The sequence below is a fragment of the Sphingobacterium sp. 1.A.5 genome (genome assembly GCF_002734235.1).
In the GTDB taxonomy this organism is placed as follows: domain Bacteria; phylum Bacteroidota; class Bacteroidia; order Sphingobacteriales; family Sphingobacteriaceae; genus Sphingobacterium; species Sphingobacterium daejeonense.
The window spans coordinates 34,372-48,438 of record NZ_PEBA01000008.1 but is presented as its reverse complement, the minus strand read 5'-3'; the positions used below and the strand labels follow the sequence as shown (position 1 = coordinate 48,438).

The 14,067-nt window shown below is 48.5% G+C and carries 10 protein-coding genes and 1 pseudogene; 6 read left to right on the top strand and 5 right to left on the bottom strand.

Annotated elements, in window-relative coordinates:
* Window positions 1-7: 7 nt before the first annotated feature.
* The gene (locus tag CRT24_RS05660; protein WP_099370278.1) at window positions 8-1,288 is read right to left on the bottom strand and encodes a replication-associated recombination protein A; all 1,281 of its coding nucleotides are present in this window, start codon (window positions 1,286-1,288) and stop codon (window positions 8-10) included.
* 214 nt (window positions 1,289-1,502) lie between these two features.
* Between CRT24_RS05660 and CRT24_RS05655 the strand changes: the two genes are divergently transcribed.
* A complete protein-coding gene (locus CRT24_RS05655) occupies window positions 1,503-3,626 on the top strand; it encodes a catalase (protein WP_099370314.1) in 2,124 nt (707 codons plus the stop codon).
* Between the two features lie 904 nt (window positions 3,627-4,530).
* Window positions 4,531-4,755 (top strand): hypothetical protein, encoded by a 225-nt coding sequence (locus tag CRT24_RS20605; RefSeq protein ID WP_144034513.1) that lies wholly within the window; start codon window positions 4,531-4,533, stop codon window positions 4,753-4,755.
* Between the two features lie 181 nt (window positions 4,756-4,936).
* Here the strand turns inward: CRT24_RS20605 and CRT24_RS21390 are convergent.
* The 3 genes and pseudogenes from CRT24_RS21390 to CRT24_RS21385 form a co-directional block, all read right to left on the bottom strand.
* Window positions 4,937-5,341, bottom strand: a pseudogene (locus CRT24_RS21390) (CinA family protein); the annotation flags it as partial.
* A gap of 178 nt (window positions 5,342-5,519) precedes the next feature.
* Window positions 5,520-6,197 (bottom strand): DUF421 domain-containing protein, encoded by a 678-nt coding sequence (locus tag CRT24_RS05640; protein ID WP_099370313.1) that lies wholly within the window; start codon window positions 6,195-6,197, stop codon window positions 5,520-5,522.
* A 281-nt stretch (window positions 6,198-6,478) separates the two neighbouring features.
* Window positions 6,479-6,631 (bottom strand): hypothetical protein, encoded by a 153-nt coding sequence (locus CRT24_RS21385; protein WP_373604700.1) that lies wholly within the window; start codon window positions 6,629-6,631, stop codon window positions 6,479-6,481.
* 324 nt (window positions 6,632-6,955) lie between these two features.
* Here CRT24_RS21385 and CRT24_RS05630 point away from each other — a divergent pair, with 324 nt between their 5' ends.
* The 4 genes from CRT24_RS05630 to CRT24_RS05610 all read left to right on the top strand — a co-directional run bounded on the left by CRT24_RS05630 (window position 6,956) and on the right by CRT24_RS05610 (window position 11,168).
* The gene (locus CRT24_RS05630; protein ID WP_099370274.1) at window positions 6,956-7,465 is read left to right on the top strand and encodes a ferritin-like domain-containing protein; all 510 of its coding nucleotides are present in this window, start codon (window positions 6,956-6,958) and stop codon (window positions 7,463-7,465) included.
* Between the two features lie 519 nt (window positions 7,466-7,984).
* Window positions 7,985-8,236, top strand: a complete 252-nt coding sequence (locus CRT24_RS05620) for a hypothetical protein (RefSeq protein ID WP_099370272.1) — start codon at window positions 7,985-7,987, stop codon at window positions 8,234-8,236.
* A 1,712-nt stretch (window positions 8,237-9,948) separates the two neighbouring features.
* Window positions 9,949-10,329 (top strand): AraC family transcriptional regulator, encoded by a 381-nt coding sequence (locus CRT24_RS05615; protein ID WP_257213976.1) that lies wholly within the window; start codon window positions 9,949-9,951, stop codon window positions 10,327-10,329.
* A gap of 83 nt (window positions 10,330-10,412) precedes the next feature.
* The gene (locus CRT24_RS05610) at window positions 10,413-11,168 is read left to right on the top strand and encodes an SDR family oxidoreductase (protein ID WP_099370270.1); all 756 of its coding nucleotides are present in this window, start codon (window positions 10,413-10,415) and stop codon (window positions 11,166-11,168) included.
* A gap of 983 nt (window positions 11,169-12,151) precedes the next feature.
* On the opposite strand, the gene CRT24_RS20830 is transcribed toward CRT24_RS05610, so the two are convergent.
* The gene (locus CRT24_RS20830; RefSeq protein WP_180269071.1) at window positions 12,152-12,358 is read right to left on the bottom strand and encodes a hypothetical protein; all 207 of its coding nucleotides are present in this window, start codon (window positions 12,356-12,358) and stop codon (window positions 12,152-12,154) included.
* Between the last annotated feature and the right edge of the window lie 1,709 nt (window positions 12,359-14,067).

Sequence of the window (14,067 nt, the reverse complement as noted above, 5' to 3'; positions counted from 1 at the left end):
ATTAAACTCAATAACCATACTTACCTTTCCATCTTTCCCTAAGGGAAACCCTTAGTTTGTCTTCCGCCGGGTTCTTGCCCGGCTCATATAACTTCTCAGAGGCCAGTTCTGAGGGCATATACTCCTGTTCAACGAAGTTCCCTGCATAAGCATGGGCATACATATATTCCGTGCCATAGTCCAGTTCCTTCATTAATTTTGTCGGCGCATTCCGCAAATGTAACGGTACTGAAAGGTTCCCGGTCCTCTTCACCATGGCCTGAGCTTTATTGATCGCCTCGTATGAAGCGTTGCTCTTAGCTGAACAAGCCAGATAGACAACTGTTTGCGACAAAATTATCCGCGACTCCGGCCAACCAATGACGTTGACCGCCTGAAAGCAATTGTTCGCCAGCAAAAGAGCATTGGGGTTCGCATTCCCGACATCCTCCGAAGCGAGGATCAATAGCCTCCGGGCAATAAATTTTGGATCTTCACCACCTTCTATCATCCTTGCCAGCCAATACACCGCAGCATTTGGGTCTGAACCACGAATGGACTTGATAAATGCTGAGATGATATCATAATGCTGCTCGCCTGATTTGTCATAGCGGATCCGGTTCTGCTGCACATGCTTGGCTACAAACTCATTGGTGATCTGGTGTTTGCCGTGTGAGGCTGCCTGAGTTACCAGTTCCAGGATATTCAGCAGCTTCCGGGCATCGCCTCCCGAGAGCTGAAGCAGGGCTTCATATTCCTTGACCTTGATGTTCTCTTCCTTCAGGAATTCATCCTGCGTCAATGCCTGGTCCACAATCTCTACCAGCTCATCCTTGCTAAGTTCCTTCAGGACATACACCTGGCAGCGCGAGAGCAAAGCGGAGATAACCTCAAAGGAGGGGTTTTCCGTTGTTGCGCCAATCAAGGTCACGGTGCCCCTTTCAACCGCTCCCAACAACGAATCCTGCTGGGATTTTGAAAACCGATGGATCTCATCGATAAACAAGATAGGCTGTTCCTGGTTGAACTGGCGCATCTGTTCTGCTTTTTCGATTACCTCTCGGACCTCCTTGACCCCGGATTGAATTGCGCTCAAGCTATAATAGGGCCGGTCCAGGGATTTCGCGATCAAGAGCGCCAGGGTAGTCTTTCCTACTCCTGGAGGACCCCAGAAAATCATGGATGGTATGGACTTCTGTTCTATGGCGTTCCACAGCACGGCACCCTCACCGATGATATGCTGTTGACCAACATATTCAGCAAGACTCTTGGGACGCATCCGCTCGGCCAAAGGTATCCGTGTTGCCATGATATACAAAGCTATCGAATTTTCACAGTAAAGACAATGTAAAACGCATCAAGTAATATGAATGTGGCAATATGTCTATCCCCTGGTACCTCGTTACTGCTTCTCTCCTTTCTTTTTCCATGCCTGATTTTCCGCAATTAAAGTTAGAACTTTATCGAACCATTGGGACTACTTGACTGTTCTTGAGAATAATCTACAATTTAAAACTGTTCATATGGCACATCAAACAAACCGGCCCGACCCACAGGACGACAGAACCGGGAAAGGCCCTTTCACCAGCAACCAGGGAGCACCGATCTCCGATGACTTCAATACCTTGAGGGCCGGATCTCGGGGACCTGCCCTGCTTGAGGATTTCCTTTTCCGGGAGAAAATCTTTCATTTCGACCACGAGCGGATACCCGAGCGTGTGGTCCACGCCAGGGGAGCCGGGGCCCATGGGACATTCCGGCTTCACACACCCATTCCCGAACTCACCCGTGCCGGGCTTTTCACAGATACCCAAAGAGAGACAGAGGTGTTCGTCAGGTTCTCCACGGTGGTCGGGTCAAGGGGTTCCACTGACCTTCCCAGGGACGTCAGGGGCTTTGCCATCAAGTTTTATACCCAGGAAGGTATCTTTGACCTGGTGGGCAACAATATACCCGTGTTCTTCATTCAGGATGCCATAAACTTTCCGGACCTGGTGCACTCGCTGAAGCCCGAGGAGCGCAGCGAGATCCCTCAGGCGGCCTCTGCCCACAACACTTTCTGGGACTTCGCATCCCTTATGCCGGAGACCGCGCATATGGTCATGTGGCTCATGTCGGACAGGGCCATCCCAAGGAGCTACAGGATGATGCAGGGGTTCGGTGTGAACACCCTCAAGCTGGTGAACCAGAACGGTGAGGGAACACTGGTAAAATTCCACCTGAAGCCCACCCTGGGAGTACATTCTGTGGTCTGGGACGAGGCACAGAAGATAAGCGGAAAGAACCCAGATTTCCACAGGGAGGACCTCTGGGACAATATCGAAAAGGGAAACTTCCCTTCCTGGGAGCTCGGTGTCCAGGTCATCACCGCAGAAGTCGAGGAACAGCTGGACTTCGACGTGCTCGATGCGACAAAAGTCATTCCCGAGGAGCTCGTTCCGATCCGCTTCATCGGTACGATGGAACTGAACAGGAACCCGACGAATTTCTTCAGCGAGACCGAACAGGTAGCCTTTCACCCGGGCCACCTGGTTCCCGGTATAGACGTTTCGGACGATCCGCTGCTCCAGGGCAGGCTCTTTTCGTACCTGGACACACAGCTTAGCCGTCTGGGTTCGCCAAACTTCCATGAACTTCCCATCAACAGGCCGAAGAGCCCCACACGGAACTTCCGCCGAGAGGGCGCCATGCGCCATGACATACCCGACGATTCCGGAAACTACAACCCGCACTCGGACCCAAAGACGGCATGTCCGTTCCTTTCATCCATCCTTAACGGCGGACAAGGATTCAGGTCCCATCACCAGGAGGTCACTGGCGAAAAACTCCGCAAGCGGAGCGCAACCTTTTCGGACCACTTTACCCAGGCAGCGATATTCTACAGGAGCCAGACGGCGATCGGGCAGAAACACATCCAGGACGCTTTCTCCTTCGAGCTGGGCAAGGTCACGCGTGAGGAGGTCAGGACCCGTTACCTGGGGATTCTCTCTGTCATCGACACGAGCCTGGCCGGCACAGTTGCCACCCGGCTTGGACTCCCGGTCCCTGAAGGGCTATCAGAGGAGACCGTGATGACCGCAAGGCAGATTTTCGAGGAATACCCTGTCCTTCCGGAACATGACCAACCGACGTATCCTTCGCTCACGGTCAAATACCACGCGCCCAGCGACAGCATAGCCACACGGAGGATAGCCGCCCTTGCAGCCGAGGGGTTCGACATGGAGGAATACCTGGGAATGCAGCAGGCACTTACCTCCCTGGGCGCTGAACTCCTGCTCCTTGGTCCGCACTTTGGCCAGCTCAGGGCATCGAACGGCGAGGGGCTCAATGTTGACCATACGTTCCTGACCATGGATTCTGCCCTTTTCGACAGCGTATACCTTGTGGGCGGTCCACAGAGCCAGCAGAAGGTCACAACTGACCTGCAGGCAAAAGCCTACCTGGAGGACGCCTACAAGCACAATAAGTTCATCGCCATCGGTTCAGGACCAGTACAGCAGAGCAGCAACCTGCTGGGCAACCCTTCAATGCCGGTGGATGAGGGAATCGTACCACTGGTATCGCCAGACGGTTTTGAACTCTTTGCCAAGGCCCTTTCGATGCACCGATACTGGTCACGCGAACTGGCGGCAACACAGAAAATCTGACCTCTTCAAAGGACTTTCAGATGGCAAAACCCTACATTAGCCTAGAATATCAACATAGGCTTACAGAGAATGGGTGCAGGAGCAACATAGCTCCAGCGCCCAATCTTCATTCGGATTGCCCCCGGCCCTTCCCTAGATCATACCGAAACTTTCAGTCGACTCCAAATCTCCAGAACTACCGTTTCAGTAAAGGGGCGTTGGAGTCGGGGTACGGTTTTGGCCGTGCTGGACCGAGAGCAGGGAAATCTGAACGTTGCAAGCCACCGGACGGGGGAGCTCTATGAGGGCAGTCCAGTGGATTTGAAATAGAAAAACCCGGGACTGTCCTTGTTCCGGGTCTGTAATAAACTAAATAAATAAAACACTTTTCCCGTGTGAACCGATCCCAATTGGGCTGTATAGACCATACAAATCAAGAGCCTCCTGAAACTAGTGCCCACGGATGGCAATATAGCACTTTTTCCAGAACCCAAAAAGAAAAAAAAACAACTGGTTTCCCCTGGCCGGAGGTCTTCTCCCTTCCAGGCCAGGTGACACCCCAATTAATTTAACGGACAGATATATCTGGCTGCCAGAGCAATTTGTGTGGTCCTAGAGCAAGGCCCAGGATCCACGGCACCGCAGTTGCAGGAGAGATTAGTTCGTGATTTCTTGGAGGGAGGATGCCCCAGACAGAGGCCTTGACTGTGGACTTATCCCAAAATAGCGGTCAACGTGTGCTCAAAAAAGCAACCCGCAGACGTTCTGCCAAGTGCTGATTGGCCGCCATCTGCCAACCTCTCCGTCGAAGCCCACAAACAACCAAACAAATGGGCGCTAGATTTGTTGTTACTCAATAGTAATTGAACCGCGGACCAAGGCCGTGCTGAAATACAAACGTTCAACAGCAACCAAAATCTAACACATGGCGAATATGGAAACCGAATTTCCCCTACAGGACCTGATTTTGTACAGGATTCATCATAATAAACCCCTTCTCGAGCTCGAGGTGTTCGGAAATTTCAGGAAGGAACTTCAGGAACTCCTTCGCTCGGGAATGATCACCTGCAATTCTTTTCGGGAAGACCCTACCGATTATCCCTATGATTTCACCCTGACCCTGAAAGGCACCAAGAAATTGTTCCGATGACCATGGGATGTCCAATTGGACACAATTTTCGCTTACTTTTAGATGCAGCGGGCGAGCCAACCATGAAATGCACCAAATGGTCACCGCAGTGCCCTAAGGTCAAATGGGTCATGGAAACGATCATGGAAAGCCGGGGTCCGCAGAGGGTCCTGCAACCAGAGCCGGGCCTGGCCAATGAGACTCATTCAAATCTACCATCCAATCCGCACAGATACAGGTGAACATAGCTCGCTACCTCAAAGGTGAGGGCTTCGGCTATCTGGGACGGGCTGCCGCGGAAGACCTTCTGCACCTCCAAAGCACGGTCCTTTGAAGATAGGCAGAAAAAGACCGTTCCGACCGGTTTTTCGTCAGTCTCGCTCCCCCCCGGGGCCAACAGCCCGGTTATCCCGACCCCAACATCAGATGCCAGCAGGTCCCTGACCCGTACTGCAAGGATTCTTGTGACCTCTGCCGATTCGGGTGTGTGCTCATCTATTACATACCGGGGCACTCCCAAGACCCTGACCTTTACCCCTGCGTCGTAGCAGACCACCCCTCCTTTGAGCACTTGCCCCGCTGATGCCGTCAGGGAGAACTCATAGGCAAGTTTTCCAGCCTAGGCACTCTCTGCAAAGGATATTGTCAGGCCCGCCTTTGCCAACATTTGGATGCACGCGGACACCATACCTTCTACATTTTTTTCCATATTGATCAAAAAAGTCTAGTAAATTGTTTCCGATGAAAATGCCATCCTAGGTTCCTAACCTGGGGATGGAACGCGGTCAGACCCGCTGGGTATTCATCGCTAGGGCCCACCTGTTCCTTGAGCACCTAGGACATTCCTTACCTACGGGAATCTCTTTTATTACCTTTCCACATAACATGCAGGCAAAGGGGCCAGGACCATGGTATCCTGATATTTCTCGGTACCTAGAGGGGAAAAGCGGCAGTCCGAACCTCACTTGGGAGGGTGCGTAGAAGAGCACGCTGAGCGTACCGTCAACCTCAAGTACCCCCTCCCTGACCTGTCCCAGGTGCTCCACGCTGAGATTTCTCAGTTCAGAGAAGAACTCCATCTTTGAAAAGGTCAGGTCCCGATCTTCCTCCAGGGCAAACATGCCATCCTGGACCACGGTCAGAGCGGTACCCTCCAACATCTTTTCCATGGGCCTGTATTTCATGACGATCCAAGTGATCCCCTTATATAGGAGCACTACCGTCATGAAGACAATCACGGCATAGGAAATCGGAAGGTCGTCCTGAAACATAGGATCACCGGCCGCAGAGCCCAGGCTGATGATCATGGCCATCTCGAATAGCGTCAGCTGCCTTACCCCTCTCCTGCCCAAAAGGCGAAGCACCAGCAGCACCAGCAGGAACATGATGAACGTCCTTATGAATATCTCCAGGAGAAATTCAGTTTGGGAACCAGAGAACAATATATCAGATAATCTCTCCATTGAAAAAAATTTATCCAAGAACACCCCAAAGGGCATGTTGGTTCGATACAAAGGTTTTTTTTTCTAGTGATTCCCTACCCTGAATCGGCTCAGTAGATCCAGGCCTCAATCGCCCCGTCTTCTGTGCACCAAGCTATGAACATCCGATGGCTATTGAACGAAATTCCCACCTCCCCAGTGTGGTCTATGCCGATGACTCCCATATCGGCCCGTTTGGACCTCCGCCGGTGGCCTGCAGAGCTGCAGTGTTCCTGAATGTTGCCCGGAAGTGCTTTTTCAGCCTAGAAGATGCTAAGGGCGGTGAACTCACTCATGAGGAACCCTCCTTCCCTTTGCAGGGAACACCTGTGGCTATATAGTGTGGGAAGGAGCTGGAATAACCTCAGGGTGAACCCCTCGAGCTTGTTGCTAGGGAGCATTTCGTACTCGCCGATGTCCAGTCTTAACTGGATGAGCTGACTCCGGTTTACGGACCAGCGGGTGGGGCCCCTCCGGACCCTTATGCTTCATGGGTTTTTCTTGGTGAACACCCAAGCCCGCAAAAAGATTGCGGGACAAAATACCGGTTTTTCATCGGGTAGTATCATCGGAGTCTTGAGTAGAAAGCCCCGGCGTTACTGGATCCTACGTTCAGAGACCGCAAGCTGGGTGGGAACGGGATTAATGCCTGTACAAAAAAATTTCAGATAAAATGAACAGTTCCTCGCATCGATTGTTCTCAGGTTACATTAATCGTCACAAATAGAAAGAATAATATTATGGCACAGAAAAAACAGAGCGGCAGCATGCCCAATGCACACCTCCATGAATTGTTCGTGGATGAATTGAAGGATATCCTAGGAGCTGAGAGACAATTGCTCAAGGGACTTAAGAAATTGAAGGACGCTGCAAATAGCGAAACCTTGTCCAAAGCATTTCAGACGCACTATGAACAGACCGAAGGCCACATCGAGCGTCTCAAGAGCGTCTTTGGTGAACTGGGGCTTACGGCAAGGGGCAAGAAGTGCAAGGCTATGGAAGGACTGCTTTCCGAGGCCGAAGAAATAATCGAAGAGTTCCAGGACAGTCCAGAGGTGGTGGACGCCGCGCTTATCGCTGCAGCCCAGAAAGTAGAGCACTATGAGATAGCCAGCTATGGATGCTTGGTGACCTATGCGAGCCTTATGGGCCACAAGGAAGCCCAGGAGCTCCTGGGAATGACCCTTGCCGAGGAAAAGGACACTGATGCCCTGCTCACGGAAATAGCCATGAGCGAGGCAAACTCTTAAAAATACTTTTAGATCGAATTGTTGTGCGGACCATAGCCGCTCCGTCTGCGACGGAGCGGCTATGGTCTCTTTGTTTTGCAGCATGGACAGCCGGTCACACCCCTACTACGCATTTCCTGAATTACTTTCATATGAATAAACAATGCTTTTGCCAAACTCCTAAGGGAGGCTCATTGTATAAGTAAGGCGGCCTTTTTCCTTGTAGCTCCCAGGAAGCCCTGCCCGGGCCTCAATCGGATACCTTCCGAGGCATTCGAGTTTCAGGACCGCTCAAAGTAGTGGGTAAAGGTTATGGCTATAAAAAACTTAGGAAGGGGACGCTTGGAGACCTCGGTAAGGAAACTTCGGGAAAGGAGGCTCCAAAGAATGGTTTGGGTCCAATGAAACCTATCCCGCTGAAGATACAAGCGGATTTCCGGGAAACCGGTCTGCTCCGCCAGGGAAATGAACCCGCCACATCGAACCCCGGATGCTGCCCATCTATCGTGCATTAAATTACAGTAAACTACATATAACGATATGGAAAAAACCATAAAAGGAAATAACATCAGGATCGTGGCCAGCATTCAGGACCCAGCCACAGGTACGGTCGAAGAAAGGGAAATTGTGTCCTGCAAAGATGACCAGCAGGTCATTAGTGAGATGGACAGGATTGCCCGGGCCCATGCCGGGGGTGAGTTTTTTGAAGACCTTACCCCCGAGGAAAGTCCAATGAAACTGATCTTCAGGGATAAGGGCTCTGGCCGGACCATCACCTTTACCGCCGAATGATTAATCGTGCACTCTATCACGCTCCATAATCTGATCGGGGAAAGGATGCATTATTATCGGAGCCATGGGGTGCCTGAACAGAACTGGCTCCTCGCATGTCCAACAAGCATAAATCTAATGATGAACGAAAAGAAAATCGGACGCCTCAAAAACCTTGAAAAGGGTAAAACCCATCAGAAGAGACTGCGAAAGATGCTCAGGGTGCTGTATTCAACAGACTTAGCGGGGTACTGCCTCAAGGGACATGCCCTTACCCGCGGGAGTAAGTTTTGCAGCTCGCGGCTCGGCAGTAGCAGGGACAGCAATACCCGTGAGGATCCGTACAGGTGAACCTCTATTGGTGAATTTTAATGCCTTTCGTCGAAGGCGACCTTGCAGCCCCTAGAGCATTTGTGTACCATAGAGGGCAATCGTCCCAACGTAGAATATGACAATTGGTTCGTGCTTGGAGAACTTAATTTTTAGGGGGAACTTTTAGAGGATTTTTTATTCATATTCATATCAGGGACATAGGCTGCGACGGTAGATATGAGAGCCAAGTTACTCATCGGTGCCGATTCCCGGGAGGTCTAAGAATCGCTAACTAAGGCAGACGGCCTTTTGGTCGTGGTGGACCACGGATGTCCTCGCAACAGCAGAATTTGGCAGTATTGCCGAATTCCATTTGGAAGGAATAATTTAAAGCTCATGAAAATCGTGGAGTTGACGCCAAATGAAAGCGTTAAATGGCATTGCTTGGAGGGAGACCCAGTGTGGCTGCACACTGCACTCTCTTTCAAGCTCGTGGGAAAGGGTTTCTCTATTTGATGAGAGCAGCACCCAGAGGTAAAGGACAATTTAAGCAGTGCACGGTGCAGTAATGACCATGGTGCCGTTTGAGCACAAAAACTGGAAAGGTACACTCCGTCCTATGCCGAATGCAGTTATACGCGGGCTATTTTTCCTGGATAGCCTCAAATGGTTTTGCGAAACCCTCAAGGACAGCCCTTGTCCTGCTCGGCATGGATCATTTTAGCATGACTGTGCCATATTGGGCGATAAAGCTCTTTCCAGCACGGCTGCATTTTACCAGCTCGAAGCCAACAGAATCGTATGGTCAAAACATAAATACCGGCATTGCGGCGACCCACCGAATGGTTTTGTACTTGGGACAGCAGTGAATAGTACCACCGCCTGCGCGGCACCCAAAAGAACATTTTTGTTACCCTCATCGAGCCCCGAGAAGAGCATGTACCCATCAGGTCCGCTTAGATTTGCTACAGACCTCCTTGTCTAACATCAACCTGCTTTGGATCGGTCATATCAAAGGAAACGCTGCTTCCGGCTGAATTGAATTGGGTTGAGATATACCCACCCCTGAAGGAAAGCCATCCATAGCTGAGGCAGGCCTTTTACCCGTTTCAATGGGGACACCATGACCCATCTCCTGACCATCCTCCAGTTATTTACAGTAAAAATGAACTTGTTCCTTCTTTTTTGCAAGCCTGTCTCTAGAGGATTTTTTTTATTAATATAAGGAAAAGACAACAGAAACAGCTAAACACGCTGATAAACAGCCCCATGCAAAAAAGCAATCTCTGTTTGGAACCCTTTATCAAATACGATTCAGACTTGTAAAAACAGTGTGAGGTTCCTAAATTAGTTACCGGGTGCCATAAAAAAGCCTGCTAAGTTTAGTTGCAACACCACATATTGTATATTTTCCGAATATCATGATGAGCGAAACAAAACAGAATGTATTAAAAAGAAGCAAAGAAATTACAGAAAAATATTTCCTCTTTCTGGACGGACATATAGCCGATGTGGTATCGGGAAAAGTAGGTGAATTCATGGAGATCAACCGGATTGCAGGTGAACTCTTCCTTTCACACAAACACCTTACCGATACCGTACAAAAAGAAACAGGCAATCATCCCTGTCATTTTTATGATCTCAAGATTATTGATGAAGCTAAAAGAATGCTTTTGGAAACCGATAAATCTATATCCGAAATTGCAAAAATCCTGACATACGACCCATCCAATTTCTCCAAATTCTTCAAAAAATTTGTAGGATTAACACCCGGACAATTCAGGCATCAGAACAAAGAATAATTTTCCGAAAAGTTCACCATGAAAAAAAAATATATTCTTGCCAGCTTTGTATTTACAATTGTATAACATTAAAATCTAATAATATGGCAAGAAACGATGTAAATGGTAAAGTAGTTCTGATTGCGGGTGGTGCAAAAAACCTGGGAGGCTTATTGAGCCGCAACTTTGCCGAGAAAGGAGCAAAAGTAGTGATTCACTACAACAGCGATGCTACAAAAGCAGATGCCGAAAAAACATTGACAGACATTACTAACAAAGGCGGGAAGGCATTTTTGTTTCAGGCAGACCTGACAGATGTAAAAAACATCACAAAACTTTTTGATGCAGCTATCGAAAAATTCGGTGGTATCGACATTGCCATCAATACGGTAGGCAAGGTGCTGAAAAAGCCTTTTGCAGATACAACGGAAGAGGAATATGACAGCATGAGTGACATCAACTCAAAAGTGGCATATTTCTTTATTCAGGAAGCGGGCAAGAAGCTGAACGATAACGGAAAAATCAATACGATTGTCACTTCTCTGCTGGCAGCATTTACAGGTTATTACTCTACCTATGCTGGTGCAAAAGCTCCGGTGGAACATTTTACGCGTGCCGCATCCAAGGAATTCGGTTCACGTGGCATTTCGGTAACTGCGGTCGCACCGGGGCCAATGGATACTCCTTTCTTCTACGGACAGGAAAGCGATGATGCGGTAGCTTATCACAGATCAGCTTCTGATCTGGGCGGGTTGACAGACATCAGAGACATCGCTCCTTTGGTAGAGTTTCTGGTAACAGATGGTTGGTGGGTCACGGGACAAACCATCTTCGCCAATGGAGGTTACACCACGAGATAATTATTAAATGAGTGGACAATCCAAAATCCTGTAATTGTCCACCTCTCATTTTAAACAGATATTTATTTATCCGATGAACCTAACAAAAAATATTATCGGGAGAACCGCAAAACATACATTGCCTAGAAAAAATTCTTTGTTTGGTTTCCAATTCAATTCTTTTACATTGAATGGGAGCAGATTTTTTGCAGAAGAAATGACAGGGCCCTTTCGATTTTTCCCAGATTGGATAGGACGTAGATCTTGTTCTCCGAAAGATGGACCGTTACGAATTGATGCACATAGAAATCGGGCAAATCCCAAAAGCTGTTATCAGGACGATCTGATCGGTATCGGTTTGTTTGCCATTAAGAATCTGGAAAATGGATGCAAAATACCATACCGATTAAGGAAATAAAAATTGCCTAGCAGGTAGAGGTACTCCGTTGATCACCATCAAGGATGATGAAAGACTGCATCATTAATTGCTGATTTTTTATGAAGCGGGTAAGTCGATGTCGGATCCGTCAGCACTAGCTTATTGCTTTGGACAAAATTAAGTGATGGGGAACTGGATGCCGATGGGAAGACCTGGACAAGCTTTGCTCAGAGCGAAGGAAAAATTGTTAATTCAAGGTTTGGAATGACAGCTAATGGCTGCATCTTCGAACCAGAAGCCCGAAAAATCCGAAAACAACATTTGAAGTTGCCGGAGCATAGATCCTTTCACTGTAGGCGATGGAAGAATGATTATCGTTCAGCGAGAGCACAGAAACTTTTTTTAGCATCTCATTGGGGAATCAAGCATTGTCAGGACAATTCCAACATATATAGAAGATTGGTCAATTTCATAATCTATATAGCTCTATTTAGAATGCAATCCAACGTATTATGGCCTTAAAAATTATAAACTCAATCCTGATCTTCTATGCAGTATTAATGGGAACTCAGCACGGATGGAATATACTCAAGGCAAATCCCGAAATCCTTGAAATCTCCGCCAATTAGAATTTCAGCAAAAATGAAGTCATCATAAATGGAGCTGAAACACTCCTGGCATCGGCCATGATATTGTTTCCCAAGACATTTGTTTGGGGAAATTTTCTGATGGCAGCAGGAATATTGCTAATTATCTGTTTGCAGTTATTGAACAGAGATTTGAAAGGCGTTGCCGTCGAGACCCCATTTTTATTGCTTAATCTGATCATCATCTATTTACAGCATCCTTTGAAATCACATTAAAGTGGTTACGAACTGGACCGCACCGATCTCGGCAATAACGGAAGCAGGATCCAACTACCCCCAGAACCTGGAGAGCTCCGCCAACCTGGTCCTGGTATCGGCTTCCCTACCGGCACTGCTGTCGGGGGCAATGGTATCCGTCCATTACCAACCAGATCCCACATGGAACGGCTCCCTGAGCATAGAGGCTCGCAGGACCGGGAATGGTCAGACCCTCTGCCTGCTCTGTGCGGTTACCGGAGGAACTACATACCAGCCGGTCACAACGGTAATAACAGAACTGTTCAGGATCCAGACAGTGCCCACTCTGACCACATTTAACCACATACCTGTGCAGTTGCGCCTGAGTGGAGCCTCGGTAACAATCCCAGCAGCGGCATACCGAGCCAGGATTGTGTTCACAATAAGCGGCATCCAGTAAATAAAACGGCGGTGGTAAGGATGGGCTAGATTGCATGCAATGTTAGGCTTATGGGCGTATCCAATCCAGACCCTTAGATCCCAGTTGATATCCGTTGATTTGGACTGTTTATTGTAATTAGGATAGATTTCCTAAGCCATAATAGTGTTCAGGGCTGGACCCTTTTGAAAGGGAACTTGCCTAAAATACCATCGAGAAATTGGGCAAACAGGGAACCAACCGTAAAATGAGCGGTACCGGGGTACCGCTCAGTGGACCGATCCAAAAAGATCATGTACACTTGGTTTTTTTATTTTCGACGCAATGGATAAAGACCCATAAAAGAATCATTCTAGAAGGTGCACTAGTTTCTCCAAAAAGCAAAAGCTTGCTAAAAAAAAGGAATTGCCTAGTTCAAAGCGTAGCGTAGCGGAGTGGTATTATTAAGCATGCTTTTCGGGGAGGTACACGGTAGTATCTTGAAAACACATACTTTCGGGGCCCCATAACTGGGGAGATTGCTTCCACCCTCAAAAGGCCTAACCGGCCTCAGTGACCACGCAGTCTACGCGCAGGTCAGAGCCCTTCCTTAATGACAAAGCTGATTTTGTCTTGTTTTTCCTTTTTCATAAGAACACTTCAGGCCGTATTTGGTTCTGGCACCTCTAGAATATCTGGGATGATGAAAACCGGAATTTTTTCCAGATAGGCCAAATCTAACCAGATATTCAAGCGTGACTATTCGCAGTGCAATTATAGGTATTTTATCATCGCCCTCAAAATACGTTGGGAGAAAACCCCTCTGATAACCCCCGAACTACTTTTGCAGTTCAAGGTTCCACTGCCCGTGTAACGGTGGCCTCACAGGAATATACCCATTGTGCTAAGGAGAATCAGGTTCGTGAATGAGCCAATATATAGAATGCCGACCAGTCCGAAGGTGCATTCTTCTCCCGCATGAAGCAAAAGAATTTCCTGAATCGAACCTAGATGACCTCAAACCATCCTATATGCTCTCACTGGTATGGACTTGAAGCTCTGGATTATGAGCGAGCATTTGCACCGAAGCAAAAAATCGAGCCCGGCCCCAAGGGGCCGGGCTCTTTACCAAGTGTTCACAATCCCAAAGGACATGAATTGCAAATTTAGTACCTTATACCCCGAAAAAAATGACAGCTGCGATTATTTTTCGTGACATTCAACAGATACCGTAAGGCATTACAGGAACCCGACGGACAATTCTCCTTCTATGGGATCAAAGGAACATGGTCCAGCAAG